This is a genomic window from Mycolicibacterium llatzerense (genome assembly GCF_025331195.1).
GTDB lineage: Bacteria > Actinomycetota > Actinomycetes > Mycobacteriales > Mycobacteriaceae > Mycobacterium > Mycobacterium llatzerense.
In genome coordinates this window covers 650257-674656 of the sequence record NZ_LXOV01000001.1, presented here as the reverse complement: position 1 = coordinate 674656, position 24400 = coordinate 650257, and the positions used below count along the sequence as shown (strand labels likewise).

The window sequence follows — 24400 nt, the reverse complement described above, 5'->3', positions numbered from 1 at the left end:
CACCTTGGACAGGCTCGTCGTCGTGGATGGGCGGGGGTTCTGTTGTGCACAGGGGGAATTGGGCGTGGGTGATTCGCTGCCGGGTGACCGGCTGTGGCGGCGTGCTGCTCGCTGGTGGCCGGTGCTGGTGGCGTTGGCGGCCACGATCGCGCTCGCGATCGGCGGGCAGCATTGGTTTGCCAGTTCTGGCCGCTCAAAACCTGTAGGTGAGTCTGCCGCGTCGTTGGCGCAGCGAATCGCCGACGCGGCGACGGCGGCATTCAGCGGATCGACCACGATCACGGTCGCCAACCCAGCGGTGACGCCCGACCAGCGGACCGCGGGACTACCTGTCGATCCGGTGGCAGGCCTGACCTCGATGACGCCGGCCGGACCGGTCCAGCTGGTCCTCCCCGACGGTCTGGATACCGCCCGACGCACGAGCAGCGGATCGATGGTCTACCCCGATCACGGCGCGGGGTTTGATTTCGTGGCCGAGAACACCGGCACCGGGACCCGCACGGTGGCTCGCGTCAACAGCCCGACCGGGGTGCGGATGGTCACCACATTCGTGCGCACGCCCGCCGACACGGTGATGCTGGCCCATGCCGACGGATTTGTGACCATCAACCGGGCCACCGCGACGGCGGAAACCATCGGGATGTTCGCTCCCGCCGAAACCCGCGACGCCGCAGCACAACTCGTGCCGTCGTCGTACGTGGTCCGCAGGCTGAGGCCCGGGCTCTACCAGTTCTCCGAGGTCATCGATCCGCGCTCCGACACGGCCTGGCCGGTTTTCGTGGATCCGCCGCTGCATATCGGTGGGTTGTTGGACTCGATCACCAGCACGGTGTCCAGTGCCGCGGTCGTCGTCGCCGGGGCCCCGGTCGCGGTGACCGGTGTGGGTGGGCCGGCCGGTGCCGCCGCGATCGCCGCGGCAGCGGTCAACGTCGGTGCCGCTGGGCGGCAGCTGGCCGCAGAAGCCATGCCGGACAACCACACTCTGGGGGTCGTTTCCACGATCGCCGACACGGCCACCATGCTCACCCCTGGCGGGGCAGCCAAGAAGATCGCCGAAGAAGGCGCCGACATCATCGCCAAACAGGTACTTACGCAGACCGACGACGTCATCGACGCCGCCAAGGCCGTCCCCAACCCAGCACAGCTGCACGAGGACATCGCCGCGGTCGGCTCCGTCGGGTCAACCGACCTAGGATTGAGGTCAGCGTGGGGGCGAGGGGGACGAAAGTGACCGATGATCCGGTAATTGCACAGTTGGTGCTGGCGGTCGAGCAGAGTCCGGATGCGCTGGCCCTGCGCCTGCACCTCGCCGGCATGCTGGCCGAACGGGGGCGGCACGCCGAGGCATTGGCGCACTGCGGCGCGGTGCTGGCCGCCGACCCGGCCGACACGACGGCGCAACAGTTGTTGCAGCAGTGCACCGCCGCCCTTGCCGCCCCGGCGCCGGCGCCTGAACCCGAAGTGCCGCAACCGAAGTCGTCGTTCGACTGGGAGGCGGCCGAGGATCAGGTATCCGACATCGTCAAGCCCGCTTTTGTCGATGAACCCGCGCAGGCGGTGGGAGAGGACGACTTCGAGGCGGTCACCCGCAGTGAGGTGCGACTCGCCGACGTCGGCGGCATGGACGCCGTCAAGAAACAGCTCGAACTCTCGCTGCTCGGACCGCTTCGCAACCCAGAGCTGATGAAGGCCTACAAGATGTCGGCTCGCGGCGGTCTGCTGCTCTATGGGCCGCCCGGATGTGGGAAGTCGTTCATCGCCAAGGCGGTATCGGGCGAGCTGGGCGCGAACTTCTATCAGGTCGGCATCGCAGACGTGCTCCACCGCTGGTTCGGTGAGAGCGAACGCAGCATCCGCTCGGTCTTCGACACCGCGCGCCGTAACGCGCCGTGCGTGCTGTTTTTCGACGAGGTTGACGCATTGGGCCACCGCCGGTCCGCGTTGAGCGGTACCTCCGGTATCCGGACCATCGTCAATACCCTGCTGGAGGAACTGGATTCGGCCTCGGCCAGCAACGACGGGGTGTACATCCTGGGCGCCACCAACGCGCCATGGGATGTCGATGCGGCCCTGCGTCGACCAGGACGGTTCGACCGGATGGTTTTCGTCGGGTTGCCTGACACCGCGGCCCGGGCCAGCATCGGGCGGCTGCACCTGCAGGATCGTCCGATCGAGGGAATCGACCTGTCCGCGCTGGCGGCCCGTACTGCCGGCTTCTCCGGTGCGGACCTGGCTCATGTCTGTGATACCGCAACGCAATTGGCGATGGCCGACTCGCTGCACACCGGTCAGGTGCGGCCGGTGCGGATGTCCGATGTGGAGGCGGCGCTGCGTCAGGTTCGTCCGTCGACCGGTCCGTGGTTCGATACGGCCCGCAACGTCGTCGAATTCGGCAATCGGGACGGTACCTACGACGACCTGGCGAAGTACCTGCGTCGCAACAAGATTCGGTGACAGCCGACGGTGTCGATGCCGCGCTGCAGCAGGCGCGGCTGTACCTCGACGTTGACAACCATCAGCGCGCCCGCGAGGTGCTGGCCGGTGCACTTTCGATGGCGCCGGATGATCCGGTGCTGCTCATCCTCGATGCCCAGGCCGCCGTCGGGCTCGGCGACCACATCGGTGCCGAGCGCCGCCTCTATGCGGCACTGAAATTGGCCCCCGACAATGAGCATGCAATTCGCTTGTATGCGTTGGCACTTCGTGGGCAAGGGCGGCTGCAGGAGGCGAAGTGGATGGCCTGGCGAGCGGTCTGCGGCAACGCGAACGAGTACCGAACCCACTTGGTGTACGCCCAAATCCTGTCGGACGAAGGCTGGCTGAATGCCGCGCTGGCCGAGGTCACCGAAGCGATCCGCCTGGAGCCCTCGGATCCTGATCTGTTTGTCCTGCGGGGAAACATCTTTCGGAAGTTGTCGCGAACCGCCGAATCGGATGCCGAATACACTGCCGCGCTCCGGCTGCAACCCGATCACGCAATAGCGACACACAACCTGGCGGTCAACCGGATGACCCGGGGACGGCTGTTGGGCGCGCTTCGGGGGTTCCTCGGTGCCGGCACGCTCGACCCTGCCCTCGGAGGTCTGGCCCGCAGCAACATCGCCCTCGCGCTGGCCCGCTGGCTGCGGTGGTGCAGCGTCGGAGTGCTGTTCCTGCTGTGGCTGCTGCTCGTCACGGCAGCTCCGGGCAACACGCTGGGTTGGGGACCGCGAGTCGGGATCGCCGTGGTGACCGTGGGTCTTGCCGCTGCGCTGGGAAAGCTGGTGGCCACCGTCGGCCGCCGCACCTTCGCGGCAGTCCTGAAGAGTCGGCCACTGGTGGCGGTACGCCTGCTGATCGTCTCTGTCGCGGTGGTGCTGGGGGCTCTCACGACCGTCAGCCCCCGACAGTTGGAGGTGGTGCAGGTCGGTGCTCCGATGCTGTTCGTCGTCAGCATCGTGTTGGCCTGGGTGAGCCGCTTCACGCGGCACTAGTACGACTGCCCGTTGGCGTATCGCTCACGACGGAAGTGACGGCCGTTGCCGCGGTTGCGGCTCTTGTACGTCGGCAGCTGTGAGTCACAGTTCGGACAGATCAGCCGTAGGTTCTCCCGACGGTTGTTCGTCGGGTCGCCGTCGATGTGATCCAGTACCAACGCCAGCGGCAGGTCCTGCCAGGTGGTGTCGCCACCGCAGATCGCGCAGCAGCCGGATTGAGCGTCTCCGATGTATTGCCGCACATAGTGATCCGGGTAGGTGCCGAGGGACGCCTCTCCGGTGACAAGCCACCGTTTCGTCTTCACGTCGCGGCGGGCCGACGCCTGGCATGCGTTACTGCAGTAGACCTTCTGGCTGCGCTTCAAGAGCGGATTACCGCAAGCGAGACATGACCTCATGAGCGGACGTTACGACGGGCCACCGACAAGTAGACACGGTGTGATGGAGCCTCCTATCGGGATTGAACCGATGACATTCCGCTTACAAGGCGAACGCTCTACCACTGAGCTAAGGAGGCATGCGGTCCGAGCATGCCCGAACCGCCCAGAATCCTAACCCGTCAGGGTGCCTGGGTGGATCCCGGCTGGTCCTGGCCGTTCTCGTCCACGACCCGCTGCGAGGCCGCGGCCCGAGCCGCTGCCCGCCTGCCGCGCTGACGGCTCCCCGGAATCCGCCCGGCGATGTTGCTCAGCGGATTCACCGCGTCATTGAGCACGAGCACCGCGTCGTACAGCTTGTCGACGGTCGGGGCGAGCCCAGCGAGCACGGGCGCCAGTTGGTTGAGGTTGTCGACGACGTCGTTCAGTTTCATCAGGGCGCCGTCGGGTGCGGTGAGGACGTCGATGGCGCCGCCTTCGTCGAGCAGTCGTTCGGCGATGCCGCCCTCGCTGAGCAGCCGGTCCACCAGGCCGCCGTCGGCGAGCATCTTGTCGACCGATCCACCGTCGCCGAGCAGGCGGTCGGCGATGCCGTCCGCTCGCAGCACCCGATCGACCACGCCGTTGTCGGCCAACAGCCGGTCGGCGATGCCACCTTCGCCGATCAACCGGTCGGCGATGCCTTCCGGACGCAGGACCCGGTCCACAATGCCGCCGTCAGCGAGCACCTGGTCCACGACGCCGCCTTCGGCGAGGCCACGGTCGGCCACCCCACCCGGGGCGAGCACTCGGTCGAGGATGCCGTCGGTGGACAGCACGCGGTCGACGACGCCGCCGTCGGCGAGGACGCGGTCGGCCGGTCCGCCCGGTTCGAGCAGTCGGTCGACGATGCCGCCCGTACTCAGCAGCCGGTCCACCACACCGTCGTCGGCGAGGAAGCGGTCGGCCGGTCCGTCCTTCGCGATCAGACGGGCGGCGATGCCGTCCTCGCTGAGTACCCGGTCCACGACACCGTCGGGGGCGAGCACCTGTTCGGCGAAGCCGCCCGGGGCGAGCACTCGCGACAACGCGCCGTCGTCGGAGGTCAGTTGGTCCAGCAAGCCACCGTCGAGGGTGAGCTGGTCGATGATGCCGCCTAGTGCCAGTGCCCGGGTCACGGCGCCGCCCTCGGCGGTCAGGCGGTCGAGGAGGCCGCCGTCCTGGCTGATCTGGTCGACCAGACCGCCCGGGCGGAGCAACCGATCGAGCACGCCGCCCGGCGCCAGTGCCCGGCCGAGGGGGGCGTCGTCGTCGATCAGTCGGGTGAGGCGACCGGCCCGGCTGAGCGCGTCGTCGAAGCCGAAGATGCGGCTCATCGACGGGGCGACGATCGCCGGCCCGCCACCGTTCAAACCCCGCTGCACCGCGGTGACGGTGTCGCCGGCGATTTCGAGGCCGGCGGAGGCGATGCGGAGCGGCGTCGAGGCCAGGTCTGACAGGGCTTTACCCAGGTCCATCGGCCAAGTGTATGGCGCCCGTCACATCCGATGTGGTCGAGGTGCGAGAGGTCTGGCAAATGCCTGCGCGACTCACAGCATCTTCACAGTCACCAGGCAGGGAGGATTTAAGGCCTGCGAGGACCATGGCTGCATGGCCATGGCTGCACTTCCCGAGGCGACGCCCGAAGCACGGATTCTGGTAGTCGACGACGAGACCAACATCGTCGAGCTACTTTCGGTGAGCCTGAAGTTCCAGGGCTTCGAGGTGCACTCCGCCTCCAACGGCCCCGCCGCGCTGGACAAGGCCCGCGAGGTCAAGCCGGATGCGGTCATCCTCGACGTGATGATGCCGGGCATGGACGGGTTCGGCGTGCTGCGCCGGATGCGGGCCGACGGTATCGATGCGCCGGCGCTGTTCCTCACGGCCCGCGACAGCCTGCAGGACAAGGTCGCCGGTCTGACGCTCGGCGGCGACGACTACGTGACCAAGCCGTTCAGCCTCGAAGAGGTCGTGGCGCGGCTGCGGGTGATCCTGCGCCGCACCGGCCGCGGTGTCGAAGAGCCGCGCAGCGCCAAGCTGACGTTCGCCGACATCGAACTCGACGAGGACACCCACGAGGTGTGGAAAGCCGGGGAACCGGTCTCGCTGTCGCCCACCGAGTTCACGCTGCTGCGCTACTTCATCATCAACGCTGGCACCGTCCTGTCGAAGCCGAAGATCCTCGATCACGTGTGGCGTTACGACTTCGGCGGTGACGTGAACGTCGTCGAGTCCTACGTGTCGTACCTGCGCCGCAAGATCGACACCGGCGAGAAGCGCCTGCTGCACACCCTGCGCGGGGTCGGTTACGTCCTGCGCGAGCCGCGGTGATGAGCGCTCGCGCGAAGAACAAACCGCGCTGAGGCATTTTTGGGCGGACATCGCCAACAATGGAGTGATGACACGCCTGCGTTCACGCGGCATTCCGCTGCGGCTGGGGCTGGTTGCCGCGACCGTCCTGCTGGCGGCCTGCGGTCTGCTGGCCTCCGGCATCGCCGTCACGTCGATCATGCAGCACAGCCTGGTCAACCGCGTCGACGAAACCCTGCTCGACGCCTCCCGTAGCTGGGCACAGGAGCCGCGGCGGATGCCCGCCACTCCGATCGAGGGCCCGAACCCGGCACGACCGCCGTCGAACTTCTATGTGCGCGGCATCGATCCCGACGGCCGGGTGTGGATCGCCGTCAACGACAACGATGCGCAGCCGGCCCTGCCGGATAGCAATGACGTCGGCCCGGTGCCGACGACGGTCGGCTCGATCCATCATTCGGATGTGAAATGGCGGGCCATGACGGTGCGCGGCCCGGCCGGCGAATTGACGACGGTCGCGATCGACCTGTCCGACGTGACGTCGACGGTGCGGGCGCTGGCGTGGTCGCAGGTCGGCATCGGCGCCGCCGTGCTGCTGATCCTGGGCGTCGCCGGGTACGTCGCGGTGCACCGCAGCCTGCGGCCCCTCGTCGAGGTGGAGCGGACGGCCGCCGACATCGCCGCCGGGCAGCTCGACCGTCGTGTGCCGGCACGGGACTCGCGGACGGAAGTCGGCCGATTGTCGTTGGCGCTCAACGGAATGCTCGCGCAGATTCAGGGCGCGGTGGCCTCATCGGAGCAGTCGGCGGAGACGGCGCGTACCTCCGAGGAGCGGATGCGGCGCTTCATCACCGACGCCAGCCACGAGCTGCGGACGCCGCTGACCACGATTCGCGGCTTCGCCGAGCTGTACCGGCAGGGCGCTGCCAGTGACGTCGAGATGCTGATGAGCCGGATCGAGAGCGAGGCCCGCCGCATGGGTCTGCTGGTCGAGGATCTGCTGCTGCTGGCGCGGCTGGACCAACAGCGGCCGCTGGAGCAGCGCCCCGTCGACCTGTTGATCCTGGCCACCGACGCGGTGCACGACGCCCGGTCGATCGCACCGCTGCGGACGGTGTCGCTGGAACTGCTGGACGGGCCGGGCACCCCGGAAGTCCTGGGCGACGAAGCCCGGTTGCGCCAGGTGCTGGGCAACCTGGTGATGAACGCGGTACAGCACACCCCGGAGTCCGGTGGCATCACCGTGCGGGTCGGCACGGTCGACGGCGACGCGGTGCTCGAGGTGTGTGATCAGGGCCCGGGCCTGACGGCCGAGGACGCGCACCGCATCTTCGAGCGCTTCTACCGCACGGACTCGTCGCGCACCCGGACCAGCGGCGGCACGGGCCTCGGGCTGTCGATCGTCGACTCGCTGGTGCGGGCGCACGGCGGCGTCGTCACTGTGACCACGGCGCCGGGCCACGGCTGCCGATTCACGGTGCGGCTGCCGCGGGTCGGCGGCGCCGCCGGCTCAGCCGAGGGCAGCGATGATCTTGGCCTGAGCCTCGTCGAGTGATTCCGGCGACGGGTTCCGGTCGACGTTCGCGAACCCGAAGTCGGACAGGTTGCGGGCCGGGAACACGTGGACGTGCAGGTGCGGTACCTCGAGCCCGGCGATGATCACACCGGCGCGGGGCGCGTCGAACGCCGTGCACACCGCGCGGCCGATCTGCTGTGACACCGCCATGACCTTGTTGAACAGCTCAGGATCCAGTTCCTGCCAGTTGTCCACCTCGGCCCGGGGCACGACGAGCGTGTGGCCCTGCGTCATGGGCTCGATGGTGAGGAACGCGACGACGTCGTCGTCCTCGTAGACGAATCGGCCCGGCAGGTCGCGGTTGATGATCATGCTGAAGACGGTCGGCATGGGCCCAGCCTATTGCTCGACGCGGGTGCCGGACAGCCAGGGATCGATGTGCGTGGCGAAGGGGCTGTCGCCGATGGTCTCGTAGTCCTGCTGAAAAGCGTCCGCCGTCAAGTGTTTTCGCGGATTCCGGCCGGTCCCGATGAATCCCGCGAGCTCGAAGTCGAGGGCGCGGGACAGCGATTTGTTGCCGCCGAAGTAGACGGCGCGCTTGACGGCCGCGATGGCGTAGGGGGAGCGCCGGGACAGCCGCTGCGCGGTGGCGTGGACGTCGTCGAGGAGGCTCGCGGCGGGCGCGAGTCGGTGCACGACGCCGGCGTCGAGCGCTTCCCGCGCGGTCAGCGGTCGCCCTTCCAGCATGTGTTCCAGTGCGGCGGACATGCCGAGCATGGCCGGAAGCCGTTGGCTCCCACCGCCGCCCGGTACCAGGCCCGCGAGAATCTCGATCAGGCCGATGCGGACCTGGTCGGCGTCGGCGGCGATCCGCAGGTCGCAGAACAGCGCGAGCTCGAACCCGCCACCGAGGGTCGTGCCGTTGATGGCGGCGAGGTAGACCACGCCCGAGCGGTTCATCCGGGTGATGGTCCGCTTGAGGATGGCGCTGTAGACGATGCCGGTGCCCCAGTCGCCGCCGCGGGCCTCGGTGGCCTTGAGCAGGGCCGGGACGCGCATGGCGGCGTTGTTGAGCTTGATGGACCAGCCCACGGCGCGCGACGGCAGCGGCGGCGTCGCCAGCTGGAAGAACAGTTGCACCTGTTCAGGTTCGGAGTGCGAGATGAACTTGTCGCCGGTCCCGGTCAGGATCACCGCGCCGACCTCGGGATCTAGATCCGCGGCGCGGGTCAGCCGGTCCATGTCCTTGACCAGCCGCAGCGACAGGAACTGGTTCGGCGGGTCGTCGAACCGCGCGGTGAGGACGCGGCCGTCCTGCTGCAGCGTCAGGGTTTCCAGGTCCAGCTCGGCGGTACGTACCGGGGCTCGTCGTGGCACGGCGGTCTTCCTAGGAGTTCACGGTCTGGACCAGGGCGGGGATAGGCCCGTCCGGCACGATGGTGAGGGGCGCGGTGATGGGGAACGTCGATTCGCGCGATGTCAGCCGGCAGTGCCGGACGATCGACGCCAGCTCCAGGGTCGCCGCGGTCAGGGCGAAGAACTCGCCGATGCACGACCGCGGCCCGCCGCCGAACGGCAGGAACTGCCATTTCATCCGCGAGCGGCCCGCGCTGAACCGGTCGGGATCGAATTCCAGTGGGCGGTCCCATAATTCCGGGTCGCGGTGCATGGCGTACACGCCGACCAGCAGCATGCTGCCCGCCTCGACGCGGAAGCCGTCGACTGCCATGTCCTGCCGGGCAATCCGCATCACACCGGGCGTCGGGCCGCCGAGACGCAGGGCCTCCTGGATGACGCTCACGGTGTACGGCAGCTGGCTGCGCGGATTGGTCCGCAGTGCCGCCTCGTCGACCGACGACACCTCGGCCGCGACGCGGTCATAGATGTCGGGATGACGGCCCAGCGACCAGAGTGCGAAGGCGAGCGTCGTCGCGGTGGTCTCCAGCCCGGAGGCCAGGAAGATGACGAGCTCGTGGCAGATCTCTTCGTCCGTCAACGGTTCTGATGTCTCCGGATCCCGGGCCTCCATCATCGCGCGGACCAGGGGCGCACTCAGCTCCGGATCGGTGCGGCAGTCCTGCAGGATCTGCGCGGCGAGGTCGTGCGCCACCTTGTTGAATCTGACGGCGAAGCGGCGTTCCCTGGTCGGCACCCAGCTCGGCAGCTTCACCGGTGCGCGGCCCCGGTCGGCGATGTACTTGCTGATCCGGCGTAGTGGATCAACCAATTCGTCTGTGTAGGAACCGGGTTCGAATCCCATGATGGTGCGGCCGAGCACCCGCATGGTGATCCGCCGGCTCTCCTGGTCGAGGTCGATCTCGGACCCATCGCGCCACGAGGTCGCGGCGTCGGCGGCGATGTCGTACATCTGCCCGTTGAGTTCGGCGATGCGCGCGGTGGTGAACACCGGTTGCAGCATGCGCCGCCGCCCGACCCATTCCCGGTGGCTGAAATTCAGCAGCGATCCGCCGTTGAGCTTCTGCTGCTCGGTCATGAACGGGAAGTCGCGGTCGACGGCCGGGTACGTGGCGGTCAGCACGTCGCGGGCGCCCTGCGGAGAGGTCACGGCGACGATCGGCGGCATCATCCATTTCGGGGCGATCCGCACGGTGGTGACCGGACCGCCCGCGTCGCGGAAGGTCTCACATCCGCTGTGCGCCACCTGGATTGCGGCGATGCGTTCCCGCAGGCTCAAGGGGACGTCGGGGGCCAGCGGCAGCCGGCCGACATCCGTTGTATCAGTAGACACCGTCGGCTCCTGTCGTCAGATGTCGTACCGGACACCGGTGTGGTGTTCGGCGGCAACCCAATTCGCGGTCATCAGGGCCTGGTCGGTGGCGGCGCGGCCGGCCTTCGCCGGCGCCGGGAGGCCGCGCATCCCGAAGAACCGGTCGGGCCCGTAGTAGCCGCCGGCGACGACGTCATCCGCGGCGGCGGCGTAGGTGATCGACAGGGCCGCGACGTCCGCCGGCTGACCGATGGCCCGGCACGAGGCACGCCACGAGACGTCGCCCCACTTGCGGCCGGAGTGCATGCCCGCGTCGGTATCGGCCCAACCAGGTTGTGCGGATAGCGATTTCACGGTGCTCCCGGCAGCGGTGAGACGGCGCTGCAGTTCACCCGCGAACAACAAGTTGGCGAGCTTGGCCTGGCAGTAGCCGTCGAACGCGGAGTACCTGCGGGTGCGCCACCCGGGATCGGCGGGCGCGAGCTTGCCGAAGCCCGGTCGGCCGACGAACTCGTGGGCCCGGCTGGTGACCACCACGACCCGGTCGGTGATGCGGTCCAGCAGCTGGCCGACCAGCGCGAAATGTCCGAGATGGTTGATGCCGGTGTGCAATTCGAAACCATCGGCGGTCAGTCCGTAGGGCACGTGGCACACTCCGGCCAGCGCGATGACGGTGTCGACGGGGCCGCAGGCAGCCGCCGCGGACTTCACAGAGTCCAGGTTGGCCAGGTCGAGATTCAGAGTCTGTGCGGCAGGGCCGATTTCGGCGGCCAACGCCTCGGCTTGCTCAGGGCGGCGGCACGCCAGGATGACCTGAGCTCCCGCACTCGCCAGGTGCCGCGCGGTGGCGGCGCCGAGGCCACCGTTGGCACCGGTGATCAGGACCGTCCGTCCGGTCTGGTCAGGAATGTGCGCGCCGAGCCAGTCTTTGGTGGCATTGGCGCCGATCGAGCGCGCCATCTAGCCGCGGGCCCACTTGGGCTGGATGAAGATGCCCTCGGCTTCGATGGTGACGCCCTGGTCGTCGGCGATGTGGGCGACGCCGTAGGCCTTGAAGCCCTCGGTGCGCACGATGCGTGCTTCGGCTCGCAGCTTGCCCAGCGGGGTGGGGCGCACGTACTTCACGTTGATGGTGCCGGTGAACCGGGTCGTGCCGTCGTTCGACGACACTTCGCCCAGCACATGGTCGAGAATCATGGCGCAGACGCCGCCGTGCGCGTGGTTGGGCGGGCCCTCGTAGGCGGCGCCGAGGGAGAACTCGGACCAGACGTAGTCCTTCGCCTCGAGGACGACGGTCAGCGGCGGTGCGACCGGGTTACGCAGCCCCACAACGGCATTGGCCCACGGCAGCCACTCACCTTCGGTGGTGAAGCGCAGGCCCCAGGTCTTCTCCAGCTGCTTGGAGCGCAAACGCGCGGTGGCCGACTCGATTTCGGCTTTCGCGGCCGCGATGGCGTCGGCGTCGGCGTCGCTGCGGACCGTCGCGTCCATCAGTTCCCGGACCGATTGGGTCAGCGGCTCGAATACGGAGCGGAGGCGTTCGGCTTCCTCGGGGCTGAGGGTGTCGGTACTGAAGTCGAGCATGTCGCTACTAGAACATGTTCTACCGGATGCTGTCGAGCCCAAAGTTTGCTGAGATGGTGGTCGAGGGTTTGCCACGGCGGCGGGTGTCGCGGCGGTGGGCGCGCGGTCCGCAAGCTGATTCACAGTATTGATCGGTGTCCTTTGGAACACTGTTATCGGTTGTGCGGCAATGTGGTTCCCGCTGTGACGGGCGTTACATCAATCATTGCGTCGAGCAACTATTGAAACAGGTTCTAACTAGTTCGCTAAATTGATAATTAACGCCTCCGACGTGGATATTTACGCCAAAGCAATATGGACTGCACTGGGATTGCGTGCTACAAACTATTGCCGTTAGTTGCTGAGATCAGTACGGCGAAGAACAGCCATGCCGTTATGTCCACGCGCACACGACAGTTCTGAGCAGTCCGCGGATTGCGTGGTGCCGCTCGTGGATGACGTTGCCGAGGAGGACAAGAATCTTGACCAATCCAGTAGTCGTTGCGTATGCGCGAACACCGTTCACGCGTTCGCTGGTAGGTGGACTGGCCAACGTTTCTGAGTTCGACCTCGCGAGCACGGTGATCCGTGAGGTGATCGACCGCGCCGGCGTCGACCCGCAGTGGATCGACAACATCGTGATGGGTGAGGTGCTGCAGGGCGGCGGCTGCATCGCCCGCTACTCGGCCCTGGACATGGGGCTGCCGCTGGACACCCCGGCCGTCGCGGTCGGCGGTTGGTGCGCCTCGGGAATGATGGCGATGCACCAGGCGGTGGCGACCATCAAGGCGGGCATGGGCAAGTGCGTCATCGCCGGCGGCCTGAACACGCCGTCGGCGTCACCCTTGGCGGGTCCGCAGTTCGCGGCCACCGGCATCACCGACACCAAGATCGCCCCGATGCATCCCGGCATCGGCGAGATGCCGGCGCTCGACCTGGCCCGCACCCTCGGTGAGGGCACCGCGCGGATGTTCGGCCTGACCCGCGAAGAGGTCGACGAGTGGTCGGCCCGGGCGCACACCCTGGCCTCGGACGCCATCGACGCGGGCGTGCTCGATGTTGAGAAGGTCGCCGTAACTGTGGACGGCACAGCAGTTTTCGATGACGAACTCCCGTGTCGCGACTTCAACATGACGAACCTGTCCGCGCTGACGTCGTTCCTCGGTGAGGACTGCACGGTGACGCCGGGCAACCAGACGGGCCTCACCGACGGTGCCGCCGCCGTGATGATCTGCGACCCCGACTTCGCCGCGGCACAGGGCCTGACCCCGCTGGCGGAGATCGTCGGCTGGTCGGTCGTCGGGTCGGAGCCCGAGCGCGCCACCGAGGCCGCGATCACCGCCACCCGGCGCGCCCTCGACGGCGCCGGCATCAGCACCGAGTCCGTCGACCTGTACGACGTCCACGACTCCTACGCCTCGATCGGCATCGCCTACGAACGCTCGCTCCACATCGGACGCGACCGGCTCAACGTGCACGGCGGCGGCCTGGCGCTCGGCCACCCCTACGGTGCCTCCGGTACCCGCGTGGCCGGCACCTTGATCAATGAACTGCAGCGCCGCGGCGGCGGTATCGGCGCCGGTGCGATCGTCAGCGCGGGCGGCCTGGGTGCCGCCGTCGTGCTCAACGTCTTCCCGCCGGCGGCGTGACGCGACGATGCTCGATCTGATCTCGCGCGTGGTCATCGCCGCGCCCAAACGGATTCTCCTGGCCACCGTCATCCTGATGTCGCTGTTCGGGGTCCTGTCCGCGCCCGTCGCCGACATGCTCGGCGCCGGTGGATTCACCGACCCCGACGCCCAGTCCAACCGCGCCAACAAGGTGCTCACCGAAGAGTTCCACCGCGGCTTCGTCAACCTGAATCTGCTGGTGCAGGCCAAGCAACCAGTGACCTCGGCGCCGGTGCGGGCCCAGGTGGACCGGTTGGTCACCGAGCTGCGCGGCACCGAGCACGTCGCCCGGGTGCTCTCACCGTTCGAAGCTCCTGATCCGGTCGCGGCCGGCCTGGTGAGCAAGGACGGGCGTTCGGCCCTGGTCATCGCCTTCATGGACGGCAACGAGACCACCGGCATCGCGTCGTCCACCGCGTTGGTGGAACGCTATGTCGGCGGGCGGGATCCGGGCCTCACCATCTCGGCGGGCGGTCCCGGCGCTGTGTACTCCGCGGTCAACGAGCAGAGCCGGCACGATCTGACCGTCAGCGAGGCCATCGTGCTGCCGCTGACATTCCTGGTCCTGGTGTGGGTGTTCGGCGGCGTGGTCGCGGCCCTGGTGCCGCTGGCGGTCGGGGCCTTCGCGATCTCGGGTTCGGTTGCCATCCTTCGGGTGCTGGCCGAATTCGTCGACGTCTCGATATTCGCACTCAACCTCGCGGTGGCGTTGGGGTTGGCCCTGGCCATCGACTACTCACTGCTGCTGGTGAGCCGGTACCGCGAGGAGATCGGCGACGGCTCCCATCCCGACGAGGCACTGCGGCGCACCATGCGCACCGCCGGCCGCACTGTCGTCTTCTCGGCGGCCACGGTCGCGCTGTGCCTGGCGACCATGGCGGTCTTCCCGATGTACTTCCTGCGGTCGTTCGCCTACGGCGCGGTGTCGGTGGTGGCCATGGCCGCGCTCGCCGCGCTGGTCATCACGCCGGCCGCCATCCGGGTCACCGGTAAGCGGATCGGCAAGCCGGGTCAGCGTGGTCCGCTGACCGAATCACGTTGGTACACCTGGACGCACGCGGTGATGCGTCGTCCCAGGATCGCCGCCGCCGTCACCCTGATTCCGCTCGTCATCGTCGGGTTGCCGTTCCTCAACATCAAGTTCGGCTTCCCCGATGACCGCATCTTGCCGACCACGTCATCGGCGCGTCAGGTCGGTGACCACATGCGCAGTGACTTCACGCAGGACGCCGGGTTGCCGGTGCACATCGTCCTGTTGCACGGCAACGGAACCCGGGATACCGCTGTTCAAGACAACACTGCCATCGACGCCTACGCCGCGGAGCTGTCCAAGGTGCCGACCGTGGTGGCCGCGGCCGGGCCGGGTGCCACCTACGCGGGCGGACGCGCGATCGGTCCCGCCGGTCACGAGGCCGGTACCGGCACCGACGCCAGTTTCCTGACGGTGACCACCACGACGCTGCCGTTCAGCGCGGCGTCCGACGAAGCGCTGGACCGGCTGCACGCGGTGCCGCCGCCGGCCGGGATGACGCCGTTGTTCACCGGTGCCGCGCAGTCCAACCGCGACGGCGTCGAGGCCATCGCCACCCGGGTGCCGACCATGCTGGGGCTGATAGCGGTGGTGATGTTCGTCCTGCTGTTCCTGCTGAGCGGCAGCGTGATCATCCCGCTGAAGGCGCTGGTGCTCAACGCTTTGTCGCTTACGGCGACGTTCGGTGCGCTGGTGTGGATCTTCCAGGAGGGTCATCTCGGTGGCCTCGGCACCACGGTGGTGGGCACTTTGGTGTCGACCATGCCGGTGCTGATGTTCTGCGTCGCGTTCGGCCTGTCGATGGACTATGAGGTGTTCATCATCGCCCGGATTCGCGAATTCTGGCTTGCCTCAGACCGATCCGATGCGGCCGGCCGCGAATCGGTGGCCCTTGGTCTGGCCGGCACCGGCCGGATCGTCACCGCCGCGGCGCTCGTCATGGCCATCACGTTCGCCGGGCTCGTCGCCTCGCAGGTGTCGTTCCTGCGCATCTTCGGGTTCGGGCTGGCGGTCGCGATCCTGGTGGACGCCATCGTGATCCGGACCGTGCTGCTGCCGGCCGTCATGGTGCTGCTGGGCAAGGCGAACTGGTGGGCGCCGGCGCCGCTGGCCCGGCTGCATGCCCGCATCGGTCTGAATGAGGGTGCGTCAGCGAAGAATTCGTCAGCTCCAGCGGAAGTCGGGTAATGAATCAGATGGCGACACGAAGTCTGCTGTTGACCGGTGCCACCTCCGGGCTGGGGCTCGGGCTGGCGAAACGCGTGGTGGGACAGCCCGGTTGGCACGCGGTGCTGCCGGTCCGCAATGCCAAGCGGGGCGAAGAACTGAAGGCGGCGCTCGGTGAGCGCGCCGCGGCCGGCACCACCCACATCGTGGTGTGCGATCAGGGCAGCCAGGAGAGCGTGCGCAACGCCGCCGCCGAGATCACGCGCCTGGTGGCGGACGGAGTGATCCCGCCACTGCGCACCGTCGTGCTCAATGCCGCCGTGCTGCGCAACGATGCGCACGAGCTCAGTCCCGACGGTATCGAATTGACCGTCGCCACCAACCTTTTGGCCCCGCACTCGCTGCTGGCGCGGATCAGTCCCCAGCTGGCCGCTGATGCGCGCGTCATGATCGTCGGGTCGCCGACCATCCGGCAGACCCTGTTCCAGCGGCTGGCTCGGGTCAAGACCGCCCAGTGGCGGCCGCTCGCCGAGCAATGCCTGCCCAGCGATGACGGGGTCCAGGCGTACGCGCGCACCAAACTCGGCTTGTTCTACCTGTCCCGCGCGGCCGGCGGACTGGTGCCCGAGGGCATGTCCGCGGCGTATTTCGATCCGGGCGTGATGCCGGGGACGAACATCCTGCGCGAACGTGGCCAGTTCAGCCAGGTCTACTGGCGCCGGGTGCTGCCGTACATCGCCTGGACGTTCGGCGGGGTCACCGTCGGCCGCGGCGCGCGGTCGATGTCACCCTATGTGCTGCACCAGAAGTCGATGGGGGACAGCGGATTCCTCTCGGTCAAGTGGGGCAAGCGCGCACCGGCCGTCGACCCGGCGCGGGTGTACGAGTACTTCGTGGAGGCGAACGACATCACCGGAATCGGGGAGTCCGACGCCGCGCCGTGGTGGTCGCAACCCGACCGCCTGCTCGGCCAGGCGGTCGGGCCGCGGGCCTGATGGCGCCGCGCAAGTCACTGGTCATGGGAGCCAGTGGCTTCCTCGGTTCCCATGTGACGCGTCAGCTCGTCGAACGCGGCGACGACGTGCGGGTGCTGCTGCGGGAGAGTAGCTCGACCCGCGGCATCGATGACCTCGACGTCGAGCGTTGCTACGGAGACATTTTCGACGATGACGCCGTGCGGGCCGCGATGGCCGACCGGGACGTCGTCTTCTACTGCGTCGTCGACGCCCGGGCCATGCTGCCCGACCCGGCGCCGTTGTTCCGGACCAATGTCGATGGCCTGCGCCAGGTGCTGGACATCGCGGTGGACGCCGAGCTCGACAAGTTCGTGTTCGTCAGCACCATCTGCACCATCGCCGTCAGCACGGACGGCAGTGCGGTCACCGAGGACACCCCGTTCAACTGGGCGGACAAGGGCGGCGACTACGTCCGATCACGGCGCGCCGCAGAACAACTCGTGCTGGATGCGGTCGCCGAACGGGGATTGCCCGCCGTCGCGATGTGTGTGTCGAACACCTATGGCCCGCGGGACTGGCAGCCCACGCCGCACGGTGAGATCGTGGCGCGCACCGCGACCGGCAAGATGCGGTTCTATGCCGCCCACGCGGCCGCGGAAGTGGTCGGCATCGAGGACGCGGCGCGGGCGTTGCTCCTGGCGGCCGAGCACGGCCGTGTCGGGGAGCGCTACATCATCTCGGAGAGCTACCTGCCGCTGCGCACCATCCTGGAGGTGTCAGCCGACGAAACCGGTGTGCGGCCACCGCGATTCGGCGTCTCCAAGGCCGCGATGTACGCGGGCGCCTACGCCTCGCTGCCGCTACGTGCGGTGCGGCCGGGCAAAGTGCCGCCGCTGCTCACCATCACGCGGCTGTTGCACCTGACGTCACCGGCGGACAACAGCAAGGCCCGGCGGGAGTTGGGCTGGGAACCGGAGCCGACGGTGAATGCCATCCGCCGTGCGGCCCGGTTCTACGCAGACAATCAGTTGCTCTGATCCGCCGGCTGCTCGAACTTCATGGCTTCGAGGTTCCAGTAGCCGCGCAGGTTGGTGATGAGCCCCTCGGCGTTGACCTTGTACGTGAAGGGGCCGCGGACGGTCGCGACGAAACCGTTCGGGAATTCGGTGCGCAGCACCAGGATGTAGGCGATCTCGTTGGGCGAGCTGGACGGGAACGTCTCCTCGCAGGTGATCGTCAACTGGTTGGGCCCGATGTTGGTGTCGTAGAAGGCGGCCAGCGCCTCCTTGCCCTTCACGCCGGTGCCGTCGGGGTTGGTGACGGACTCGCCGATCGGGTCTTCGACGACGATGTCGTCGGCCATCAGGGCCAGCCAGCCCTCCCGGTCGTGGCTCTGGACGCAACGCCACGACGACTGCGACGCGGTGACAACGGGATTCATGCTTCTCCTTGTTCATGGCGAAACGGCATTCCGGCAGGCGGTAACTTTCGCTGCTGGAATGCCGTTTCGGCCTGGGCTGTCTCGCTCAGCGGTCGGCGTCGGTGTACCGGATGACGCCGCGGATGTTGCGGCCCTCCAGCATGTCCTGGTAGCCCTCGTTGATCTGCTCCAGCTTGTACTGCCGGGTGACCATGTCGTCGAGGTTCAGGCGGCCGGCCTTGTACATGGCCAGCAGCGACGGGATGTCATGGTGCGGGTTGCCGCCGCCGAAAATGGTGCCCTGCAGGCGCTTCTGCATGAGCGTCAGCATCGACAGGTTCAGCTTCACGTCCAGGCTGGCCATGTTCGCGACCGCGGTCACGACGCACGTGCCGCCCTTGCTGGTGATGTTGAGGTAGTTGTCGATGTCCTCACCGTGCAGTTCACCGACGGTGACGATGGTCTTGCTGGCCATGCGGCCTTCGGTGACCTCCGCGACGCCGGCCATGGCGCTGAAGATATCCGGGTAGGCATGCGTGGCACCGAACTTCAGGGCGTTGTCCCGTTTGAACTCAACAGGATCCACGACGAAGACATTGCGGGCACCGGCGTTCAGGGCACCCTGTAGCGCGCCGGTACCGACACCGCCGACGCCGACGATGCACACGTCGTCTCCGGGGCGGACGTCGCCGCTGCGCACCGCGGAGCCGTAGCCCGTGGTGACACCGCAGCCCACAAGGCAGGCGACCTCGAACGGGATGGTCGGGTCGATCTTCACGACCGAGCTCTTGTGGACCACCATGTAGGGGCTGAAGGTGCCCAGCAGCGTCATCGGGAGGACCGGCGTGCCGTCGGCGGCGTGCACGCGGTGGGTGCCGTCGGAGACGGCGGTGCCGGTCAGCAGGTACATGCCCAGGTCGCACAGGTTGCGCATGCCGGCCTGACACGACGGACACTCGCCACACGATGGGATGAACGACAGCACGACGTGGTCACCGACGGCGATGTGGTCGACACCGGGGCCGACCTCGACGACGATGCCCGCGCCCTCATGGCCGCCGAGCACCGGGAAACCGGCCATCGGGATGTCGCCGGTCACCAGGTGGTGGTCCGAATGGCACATGCCCGAGGCTTCCATCTGGATCTTGACCTCGTCTTTGACGGGGTCGCCGATTTCGATTTCCTCGATCGTCCACGGCTTGTTGAACTCCCAGATGAGAGCACCTTTTGTCTTCACCGCATGTGCCTTCCACTAGAACGTGTTTCACTTAGACTAGAGGCAAAAGTTAGATACGTCACACCCACCCCCAATCAACTGCTTGGCCGGTTTCACCAGATCGGGACGGGAGCCTCGCCCAGCGGGTAGTAGCCGGGCAGTTGCTCGCCGGCCAGGCTGCGCTGGATGCGCTGCTGCATGCCCTTGGACAGTTTGCCCGCGGTCATCAGGTCCAAATAGAGCTTCTGCACGTGGCCGAAATCGAAGAAGTCGCGCTGCCAGGCGATCTTCGGCTCCCCGTCCACGTTCTCCAGCCGGAACCAACTGCCGCCGATGCCGTAGATCTCCCGACCCTCGGCCGACGGGTCGTCGGGATCGGTGACCACCTGCTTCCAGAAACCGACAACCTCGCCCTGCTTGTCGTCGATCACCACCCGTTGATACGGGTACTTCCAGCCTTCGAGGCCCTCCATCTCCAAACCCAGAGCGATGTCCCGGATTTCGGCCTTGCCGAGGCACATCACGTCCTCTTTGGGCCCGATGTTCCAGCCGTAGGTGGCGTCGTCGGTGTAGAAGTCGGCCATGGGCTTCCAGTCACCGGCCGCCTCGGCGTCCCGGTTGACCTGCAGCCACCGCTGCACCCACTCTTCGAGTTGTTCGCGGGGGAATGACGTCATTGTCTTGTCCTTTGTTTTCAGCTGGTTTCGCGAATGAACAGGGCTTGGGTCGGGCATTCGGCCACGGCGCGCTCGATCTCGTCGCGCGCTTCGTCGGGCGGGGTCTCGTCGAGGATCTCGACGGTGCCGCGCTTGGGAACGTTGAAGTAGTCGGGCGCCTCCAGGGCGCACATGGCGTGGCCCTGGCACAGGTCGCGGTCGACTTCAACGCGGTAGCCACCCATTTCAGGAGCGCTTCCGGTACCGGACCGTCGCGGGCCGGGCCAGCTGGACGACCATCTTCGAGTGGTCGTTCTGGTAGCTCTCCGGGGACTGGGCCATCTCGAACTCGTACTCGCGCAACAAAACCGAGAAGATCGCCTTGATCTGCATCTGCGCGAACGCCGCACCCACGCAGCGGTGCTTGCCGGCACCGAACGGGATCCAGGTCCACCGGTTCAGCAGATCTTCCTGCCGCGGCTTCTCGTAACGGTCTGGGTTGAACGCGTCAGGGTCCGGGAAGTCCTCGGGAATCCGATTGGAGATCGCCGGCGAGGCGGCCACCATCTGGCCCTTGTGGATCGGGTGCTCGGCGACCTCGAACTCGTCCTGCGCGACGCGCATCAGGATGATTAGCGGCGGGTGCAGGCGCAGGGTCTCCTTGAGCGCGTTGTCGAGATTCGGAATCTGGCGCAGCGCATGGAAACTCACCTCCTGGCCGTCCGAGTAGAGGTCGTCGAGCTCCTGCTGGACCTTGGCGTAGAAGTCGGGGTGGCGCAGCAGCTCGATCAGCGTCCACGACGACGTACCCGAGCTGGTGTGGTGTCCGGCGAACATCAGCGAGATGAACATGCCGGTGACCTCGTTGGCGCTGAAGCGCAGGTTGCCCTCTTCGTCCTTGATGGATACCAGGACGTCGAGCAGGTCACGATCGCTCTTGTCGGTGGGCGGGTTGGCAATTCGGCCGTCCATGACCTCCTGCACCAACTCCACCAAGTTGGCCCGGGCCTCGTCGCGGATGCGGAAACTCTCGATGGGCAGATAGGGGTCGACGTAGCAGAGCGGATCGGTGCCGCGCTCGAGCAGGTGGTAGTAGTTCGCGAACCGCGAATCGAGCTGGTTGCGGAATTTGGGGCCGATCAGGCAGGCCGTCGAGGTGTAGATGGTCAGTTCGGAGAAGAACTCCAGCAGATCGATTTCCCCTGAGTCGCACCAGTTTTCGGTCATCCGCCGGACCTCGCGCTCGATGGTCGCGGCGTGGCCCTTCATCTGCTCGCCGCGCAGCGCGGTGTTGTGCAGCATCTCGGCCCGACGTTCGGGGTCGGCGTCGAACACCACGCCCTCGCCGAAGATCGGCGTCATGAACGGATAGGCCTCGGCCTGGTTGAGTTCACTGTCGCTGGAGCGGAAGAAGAACTCGTTGGCCTCAGAGCCCGTCAGCAGCACCACCTGCTTGTCCGCGAGCTGGAACCAGCCGACGTCGCCGCATTCGTCGCGGATGCGCTGCATCAGGCCGATCGGGTCGGTGCGGAACTCTTCCAGGTGGCCGTGTTCCTCGGCACCGCCCGAAACCCGTTGTACCTCTTTGGTGATGGTCATTGTCCAGGCATCCCTTCTTCGCCCAGGGCCAGCGACTGACGGTCCTTGATCTCCGTCAGTGGCGCTTCGGGCTGCAGTTCCATGTTGGCGATGTACCCGCCGCGCGGGGTCTCGGCGACGAACGTGATGGCGCGGGCCAGGTCGGCGGCGCGCAGGAAGTAGCTGTGGCGGGCCTGGCCCCATTTGGCCCAATCCTCGAGGGCCGGACCGATCTTCTCGGCCGGCAGGCTCCAGCCCATCGACGTCATGGTCGGGCCGGGGTGCACGACCGAGGCGCGCACGCCGGTGCCTTCCAGCTCCATCTGGAAGTTGGTGACCATCGCGACCAGGCCGGCTTTCGCGGCGCCGTAGGCGCCCATGTGCGGGCGCTGCCGCAGCGCCACATCGGATCCGACAAAGATCAGGTCGCCGCGCCGGCGCTCGACCATGCCGTCGAGGACGGCACGGGCCATCCGGTTGGCGCCGACCAGGTGAACCTGCAACTGTGCCGCGAAGTCGTCGGTGCTCATCTCGTGCAGCCGGCCGAAGTTGGTGTCACCGGCACCGGTGACCAGGACTTCGATGTCGCCGAGAGCGGCTGTCGCCTTGGCGACGAAGTTCTCGACCGACGCGGTATCGGTGACGTCCAGCGGCAGCGCGATCGCTTCTCCGCCTTCGGCTTTGATCTGGTCGACGAGTTCCTGACACTTCTCCACCCGGCGGGCGCCGAGGGCGACCGGGAAGCCACGGGCGGCGAGTGCCGTCGCCGTCGCGGCGCCGATGCCCGACGAGGCGCCGGCCACGATGGCGGGCCTGCGGGTGGGGTGTGGTTCGAAACGGGCCATGTAGCAATGCCTCTCAGAATCTGGCGGTTCAGCGGGTCTGGACGGTGACGGGCAGGTGGGCAAATCCGCGAACGCTGCTGGAGTGCACGCGGACACAGTTGTCCTCGTCCACCTCGTAACCGCGGATACGTTTGAACAATTCGGTCAGGGCGACCCGGGCTTCCATCCGGGCCAGGTGGGCGCCCAGGCAGAAGTGGGCGCCGCTGCCGAAACTCACCAGCTTCGAGCCGATCTCGCGGCCGATGCGGTACTCGTCGGGCGCCTCGAACACCCGCTCGTCGCGGTTGGCGGAGCCGGCGAGGAGCACCAGCACCTCGCCCGCCGGGACGGTGGTGCCGTGAAACTCGAGGTCCTCGACGACGGCCCGGGCCAGCAGCTGGCTGGACGTGTCGTAGCGCAGCGTCTCCTCGATCCACGGCGAGATCAGCTCGTGGTCGTCGAAGACCGGAGCCAGCTGGCCGGGGTTCTTGTGTCCCCAATAGGCCGCATTGGCAAGCAGTTTCGTGGTGGTCTCGTTGCCGGCGATCACCATCAGGAACAGGAACGCCATGATCTCGTCGTCGGTGAGTTTGTCGCCGTCGATCTCGGCCTCGACCAGTGCCGAGGTGAGGTCGTCGCTCAGGCTCTTGCGGCGCTGCTTGACCATGGCGGCGTAGTACATCAACAGCTCACCCGAGGCGGCGATGGCGGACGCCGGGACGTCGGGTGCTCCGTCCTCGCGGTGCATCACGCCGTCGGCGAGTGCGCGGATGCGCACGCGGTCTTCGTCGGGGACGCCCATCAGCTCGCTGATGACGTCCATGGGCAGCTTGCCCGCGAAATCGTCGACGTAGTCAAAGGTGTTGCTCTGCAACGCCTCATCGAGGTGCTGGACGGCGATCTCGGTGACCCGCCCTTCGAGCTCGCGGATGCGCCGCGGCGTGAAGCCCTTGGAGACCAGGGTGCGCAGCCGCAGGTGCGCAGGATCATCGAGGGCCAGAAAGGACATCACGCGGTGCGCTTCGTCGTTGCGGGAGATCGGGTCCAGCGAGACGCCGTGCTTGTTGGACAGGGCGGTGCTGTTCCGGAAGCCGCGCAGCACATCCTCGTGCCGCGACAGGGCCCAGAAGTTGAGCTTGTCGTTCCGGTAGATCGGCGCCTCGTCCCGCAGCCGCCGGTAAAACGGATACGGATCTTCGTGGAAGTCGTAGCTGTACGGGTCGATGAGTAGCTCGACATTGGCTGTCATGCGTTGTCTCCCACGATAAGTCCGACGACATAGGACAGCCGGTCTGCGATTTGGTGATAGGTGTAGACGCCGCTGCCGGCGTTGACGAGTGCCCCGAAGTACGTCATCTCCAGCGCCGACAGCAGGCGCGGATCGGCGTCGGGCCCGACGGCCGAACGGATCCGGCGGTGGATTTCGCCACCGATGCGGTCCCGCACCTTGCGGACCGTGTCGTCGTCGCCGGACAGCAGGGCCGTCGTGCAGGCGGCCGCCACCCCGGGTTCGTCGGCGACCACCAGGGCCAGACTGCGCAGCGCCTGCTCGACGCGGCTGGCCATCGACTGGTTCACATCGGTGAAGTAGGGCACCTGCCGAACCATGTCCAGGTACACCTCGGCGATGAGGTGGTTCTTGGACGAGAAGTAGGTGTAGGCGGTTGCCGGCGCGACCTTGGCCCGCGCCGCCACCGCCCGCACCGTCAGGTCGGCGTAGGACGATTCCCGCAGCATCTCGCGACCGGCGGCCAGAACCTTCTGGAAGGTTTCCTCCTGGCGGCGGTTGCGCGGCTGATCGTCCGCTTCTTGGCCGGTACTTGCGACTGCGGCCACTACATCGCTGGACACATGTCCAAGTTAGCCGATAACGCGTCGCAGAAGCAAGACGGTGG

Annotated in this window: 24 protein-coding genes and 1 tRNA gene; 9 read left to right on the top strand and 16 right to left on the bottom strand. The window is 67.3% G+C overall.

Features of this window, described 5'->3' with window-relative positions; translation table 11 throughout:
- Window positions 1-64: 64 nt before the first annotated feature.
- Genes A7G45_RS03680 through A7G45_RS03670 form a run of 3 tightly spaced genes read left to right on the top strand, consistent with a single transcriptional unit; the run spans window position 65 to window position 3473 of the window.
- Window positions 65-1231: a hypothetical protein gene (locus tag A7G45_RS03680; RefSeq protein WP_260933830.1), complete on the top strand. Its 1167-nt coding sequence runs from the start codon at window positions 65-67 to the stop codon at window positions 1229-1231.
- Entirely contained in the window at window positions 1228-2454 is a 1227-nt protein-coding gene (locus A7G45_RS03675; protein WP_260933827.1) for an ATP-binding protein, read from the top strand. Before A7G45_RS03680 ends, A7G45_RS03675 begins: the two co-directional genes overlap by 4 nt.
- The gene (locus A7G45_RS03670; protein WP_260933823.1) at window positions 2451-3473 is read left to right on the top strand and encodes a tetratricopeptide repeat protein; all 1023 of its coding nucleotides are present in this window, start codon (window positions 2451-2453) and stop codon (window positions 3471-3473) included. Before A7G45_RS03675 ends, A7G45_RS03670 begins: the two co-directional genes overlap by 4 nt.
- Here the strand turns inward: A7G45_RS03670 and A7G45_RS03665 are convergent.
- The 3 genes from A7G45_RS03665 to A7G45_RS03655 form a co-directional block, all read right to left on the bottom strand.
- A complete protein-coding gene (locus A7G45_RS03665) occupies window positions 3470-3874 on the bottom strand; it encodes an HNH endonuclease (RefSeq protein WP_260933821.1) in 405 nt (134 codons plus the stop codon). The genes A7G45_RS03670 and A7G45_RS03665 overlap by 4 nt on opposite strands.
- A 44-nt stretch (window positions 3875-3918) precedes the next feature.
- Window positions 3919-3993 (bottom strand) — tRNA-Thr (locus A7G45_RS03660).
- Between the two features lie 42 nt (window positions 3994-4035).
- Window positions 4036-5349 (bottom strand): hypothetical protein, encoded by a 1314-nt coding sequence (locus tag A7G45_RS03655; protein ID WP_260933820.1) that lies wholly within the window; start codon window positions 5347-5349, stop codon window positions 4036-4038.
- A gap of 133 nt (window positions 5350-5482) precedes the next feature.
- On the opposite strand from A7G45_RS03655, the gene A7G45_RS03650 reads away from it, so the two are divergent.
- Together A7G45_RS03650 and A7G45_RS03645 are read left to right on the top strand one after the other, a co-directional pair.
- Window positions 5483-6202, top strand: coding sequence for a response regulator transcription factor (locus tag A7G45_RS03650; RefSeq protein ID WP_043390293.1), 720 nt, complete (start codon window positions 5483-5485; stop codon window positions 6200-6202).
- 67 nt (window positions 6203-6269) lie between these two features.
- Window positions 6270-7736 carry a sensor histidine kinase gene (locus A7G45_RS03645; RefSeq protein ID WP_043390879.1) on the top strand — a complete coding sequence of 489 codons (1467 nt, stop codon included), beginning with the start codon at window positions 6270-6272 and terminating at the stop codon, window positions 7734-7736.
- On the opposite strand, the gene A7G45_RS03640 is transcribed toward A7G45_RS03645, so the two are convergent.
- From A7G45_RS03640 to A7G45_RS03620, 5 genes are read right to left on the bottom strand one after another with little or no spacing between them, the layout of a single operon-like run.
- Complete coding sequence (locus A7G45_RS03640; protein WP_071286463.1) at window positions 7692-8087, bottom strand: HIT family protein; 396 nt, start codon at window positions 8085-8087, stop codon at window positions 7692-7694. The two genes, A7G45_RS03645 and A7G45_RS03640, sit on opposite strands and share 45 nt — an antisense overlap.
- A gap of 9 nt (window positions 8088-8096) precedes the next feature.
- A complete protein-coding gene (locus A7G45_RS03635; protein ID WP_260933809.1) occupies window positions 8097-9074 on the bottom strand; it encodes an enoyl-CoA hydratase/isomerase family protein in 978 nt (325 codons plus the stop codon).
- A gap of 10 nt (window positions 9075-9084) precedes the next feature.
- A complete protein-coding gene (locus A7G45_RS03630) occupies window positions 9085-10446 on the bottom strand; it encodes a cytochrome P450 (protein WP_260933806.1) in 1362 nt (453 codons plus the stop codon).
- A gap of 15 nt (window positions 10447-10461) precedes the next feature.
- Window positions 10462-11385, bottom strand: coding sequence for an SDR family NAD(P)-dependent oxidoreductase (locus A7G45_RS03625; RefSeq protein WP_260933804.1), 924 nt, complete (start codon window positions 11383-11385; stop codon window positions 10462-10464).
- Window positions 11386-12009: a PaaI family thioesterase gene (locus A7G45_RS03620; protein ID WP_071286466.1), complete on the bottom strand. Its 624-nt coding sequence runs from the start codon at window positions 12007-12009 to the stop codon at window positions 11386-11388. It abuts the gene before it with no gap.
- A gap of 461 nt (window positions 12010-12470) precedes the next feature.
- Here A7G45_RS03620 and A7G45_RS03615 point away from each other — a divergent pair, with 461 nt between their 5' ends.
- From A7G45_RS03615 to A7G45_RS03600, 4 genes are read left to right on the top strand one after another with little or no spacing between them, the layout of a single operon-like run.
- Complete coding sequence (locus A7G45_RS03615; RefSeq protein WP_071286467.1) at window positions 12471-13637, top strand: thiolase family protein; 1167 nt, start codon at window positions 12471-12473, stop codon at window positions 13635-13637.
- 7 nt (window positions 13638-13644) lie between these two features.
- Window positions 13645-15876, top strand: a complete 2232-nt coding sequence (locus A7G45_RS03610; protein WP_260933797.1) for an MMPL family transporter — start codon at window positions 13645-13647, stop codon at window positions 15874-15876.
- An 8-nt stretch (window positions 15877-15884) separates the two neighbouring features.
- The gene (locus A7G45_RS03605) at window positions 15885-16850 is read left to right on the top strand and encodes an SDR family NAD(P)-dependent oxidoreductase (protein WP_260933793.1); all 966 of its coding nucleotides are present in this window, start codon (window positions 15885-15887) and stop codon (window positions 16848-16850) included.
- Entirely contained in the window at window positions 16850-17848 is a 999-nt protein-coding gene (locus A7G45_RS03600; RefSeq protein ID WP_260933790.1) for an NAD-dependent epimerase/dehydratase family protein, read from the top strand. Before A7G45_RS03605 ends, A7G45_RS03600 begins: the two co-directional genes overlap by 1 nt.
- Here A7G45_RS03600 and A7G45_RS03595 read toward each other — a convergent pair.
- The 8 genes from A7G45_RS03595 to A7G45_RS03560 form a co-directional block, all read right to left on the bottom strand.
- Window positions 17836-18252, bottom strand: a complete 417-nt coding sequence (locus A7G45_RS03595; protein WP_043390313.1) for a nuclear transport factor 2 family protein — start codon at window positions 18250-18252, stop codon at window positions 17836-17838. The genes A7G45_RS03600 and A7G45_RS03595 overlap by 13 nt on opposite strands.
- A gap of 85 nt (window positions 18253-18337) precedes the next feature.
- Window positions 18338-19468, bottom strand: coding sequence for an NDMA-dependent alcohol dehydrogenase (locus A7G45_RS03590; RefSeq protein ID WP_043390316.1), 1131 nt, complete (start codon window positions 19466-19468; stop codon window positions 18338-18340).
- A 92-nt stretch (window positions 19469-19560) separates the two neighbouring features.
- The gene (locus A7G45_RS03585; RefSeq protein ID WP_071286470.1) at window positions 19561-20124 is read right to left on the bottom strand and encodes a nuclear transport factor 2 family protein; all 564 of its coding nucleotides are present in this window, start codon (window positions 20122-20124) and stop codon (window positions 19561-19563) included.
- 17 nt (window positions 20125-20141) lie between these two features.
- On the bottom strand, window positions 20142-20348 hold the full coding sequence (locus tag A7G45_RS03580; protein ID WP_071286471.1) for a ferredoxin Fdx: 207 nt from the start codon (window positions 20346-20348) through the stop codon (window positions 20142-20144).
- A 1-nt stretch (window position 20349) separates the two neighbouring features.
- Window positions 20350-21702, bottom strand: a complete 1353-nt coding sequence (locus A7G45_RS03575) for a lanosterol 14-alpha demethylase (RefSeq protein WP_260933778.1) — start codon at window positions 21700-21702, stop codon at window positions 20350-20352.
- A complete protein-coding gene (locus A7G45_RS03570; RefSeq protein WP_260933776.1) occupies window positions 21699-22526 on the bottom strand; it encodes an SDR family oxidoreductase in 828 nt (275 codons plus the stop codon). The genes A7G45_RS03575 and A7G45_RS03570 overlap by 4 nt, the downstream gene beginning before the upstream one ends.
- Window positions 22527-22554: 28 nt before the next feature.
- Window positions 22555-23754: a cytochrome P450 gene (locus A7G45_RS03565; protein WP_260933773.1), complete on the bottom strand. Its 1200-nt coding sequence runs from the start codon at window positions 23752-23754 to the stop codon at window positions 22555-22557.
- A complete protein-coding gene (locus A7G45_RS03560) occupies window positions 23751-24356 on the bottom strand; it encodes a TetR/AcrR family transcriptional regulator (RefSeq protein WP_260933771.1) in 606 nt (201 codons plus the stop codon). The genes A7G45_RS03565 and A7G45_RS03560 overlap by 4 nt, the downstream gene beginning before the upstream one ends.
- Between the last annotated feature and the right edge of the window lie 44 nt (window positions 24357-24400).

Coding starts and splice junctions, on each gene's coding strand:
- A7G45_RS03665 (WP_260933821.1), bottom strand. CDS start 3,874: ATGAGGTCATGTCTCGCTTGCGGTAATCCGCTCTTGAAGCGCAGCCAG.
- A7G45_RS03655 (WP_260933820.1), bottom strand. CDS start 5,349: ATGGACCTGGGTAAAGCCCTGTCAGACCTGGCCTCGACGCCGCTCCGC.
- A7G45_RS03650 (WP_043390293.1), top strand. CDS start 5,483: ATGGCCATGGCTGCACTTCCCGAGGCGACGCCCGAAGCACGGATTCTG.
- A7G45_RS03645 (WP_043390879.1), top strand. CDS start 6,270: ATGACACGCCTGCGTTCACGCGGCATTCCGCTGCGGCTGGGGCTGGTT.
- A7G45_RS03640 (WP_071286463.1), bottom strand. CDS start 8,087: ATGCCGACCGTCTTCAGCATGATCATCAACCGCGACCTGCCGGGCCGA.
- A7G45_RS03625 (WP_260933804.1), bottom strand. CDS start 11,385: ATGGCGCGCTCGATCGGCGCCAATGCCACCAAAGACTGGCTCGGCGCG.
- A7G45_RS03620 (WP_071286466.1), bottom strand. CDS start 12,009: ATGCTCGACTTCAGTACCGACACCCTCAGCCCCGAGGAAGCCGAACGC.
- A7G45_RS03610 (WP_260933797.1), top strand. CDS start 13,645: ATGCTCGATCTGATCTCGCGCGTGGTCATCGCCGCGCCCAAACGGATT.
- A7G45_RS03605 (WP_260933793.1), top strand. CDS start 15,885: ATGGCGACACGAAGTCTGCTGTTGACCGGTGCCACCTCCGGGCTGGGG.
- A7G45_RS03600 (WP_260933790.1), top strand. CDS start 16,850: ATGGCGCCGCGCAAGTCACTGGTCATGGGAGCCAGTGGCTTCCTCGGT.
- A7G45_RS03595 (WP_043390313.1), bottom strand. CDS start 18,252: ATGAATCCCGTTGTCACCGCGTCGCAGTCGTCGTGGCGTTGCGTCCAG.
- A7G45_RS03585 (WP_071286470.1), bottom strand. CDS start 20,124: ATGACGTCATTCCCCCGCGAACAACTCGAAGAGTGGGTGCAGCGGTGG.
- A7G45_RS03580 (WP_071286471.1), bottom strand. CDS start 20,348: ATGGGTGGCTACCGCGTTGAAGTCGACCGCGACCTGTGCCAGGGCCAC.
- A7G45_RS03575 (WP_260933778.1), bottom strand. CDS start 21,702: ATGACCATCACCAAAGAGGTACAACGGGTTTCGGGCGGTGCCGAGGAA.
- A7G45_RS03570 (WP_260933776.1), bottom strand. CDS start 22,526: ATGGCCCGTTTCGAACCACACCCCACCCGCAGGCCCGCCATCGTGGCC.
- A7G45_RS03565 (WP_260933773.1), bottom strand. CDS start 23,754: ATGACAGCCAATGTCGAGCTACTCATCGACCCGTACAGCTACGACTTC.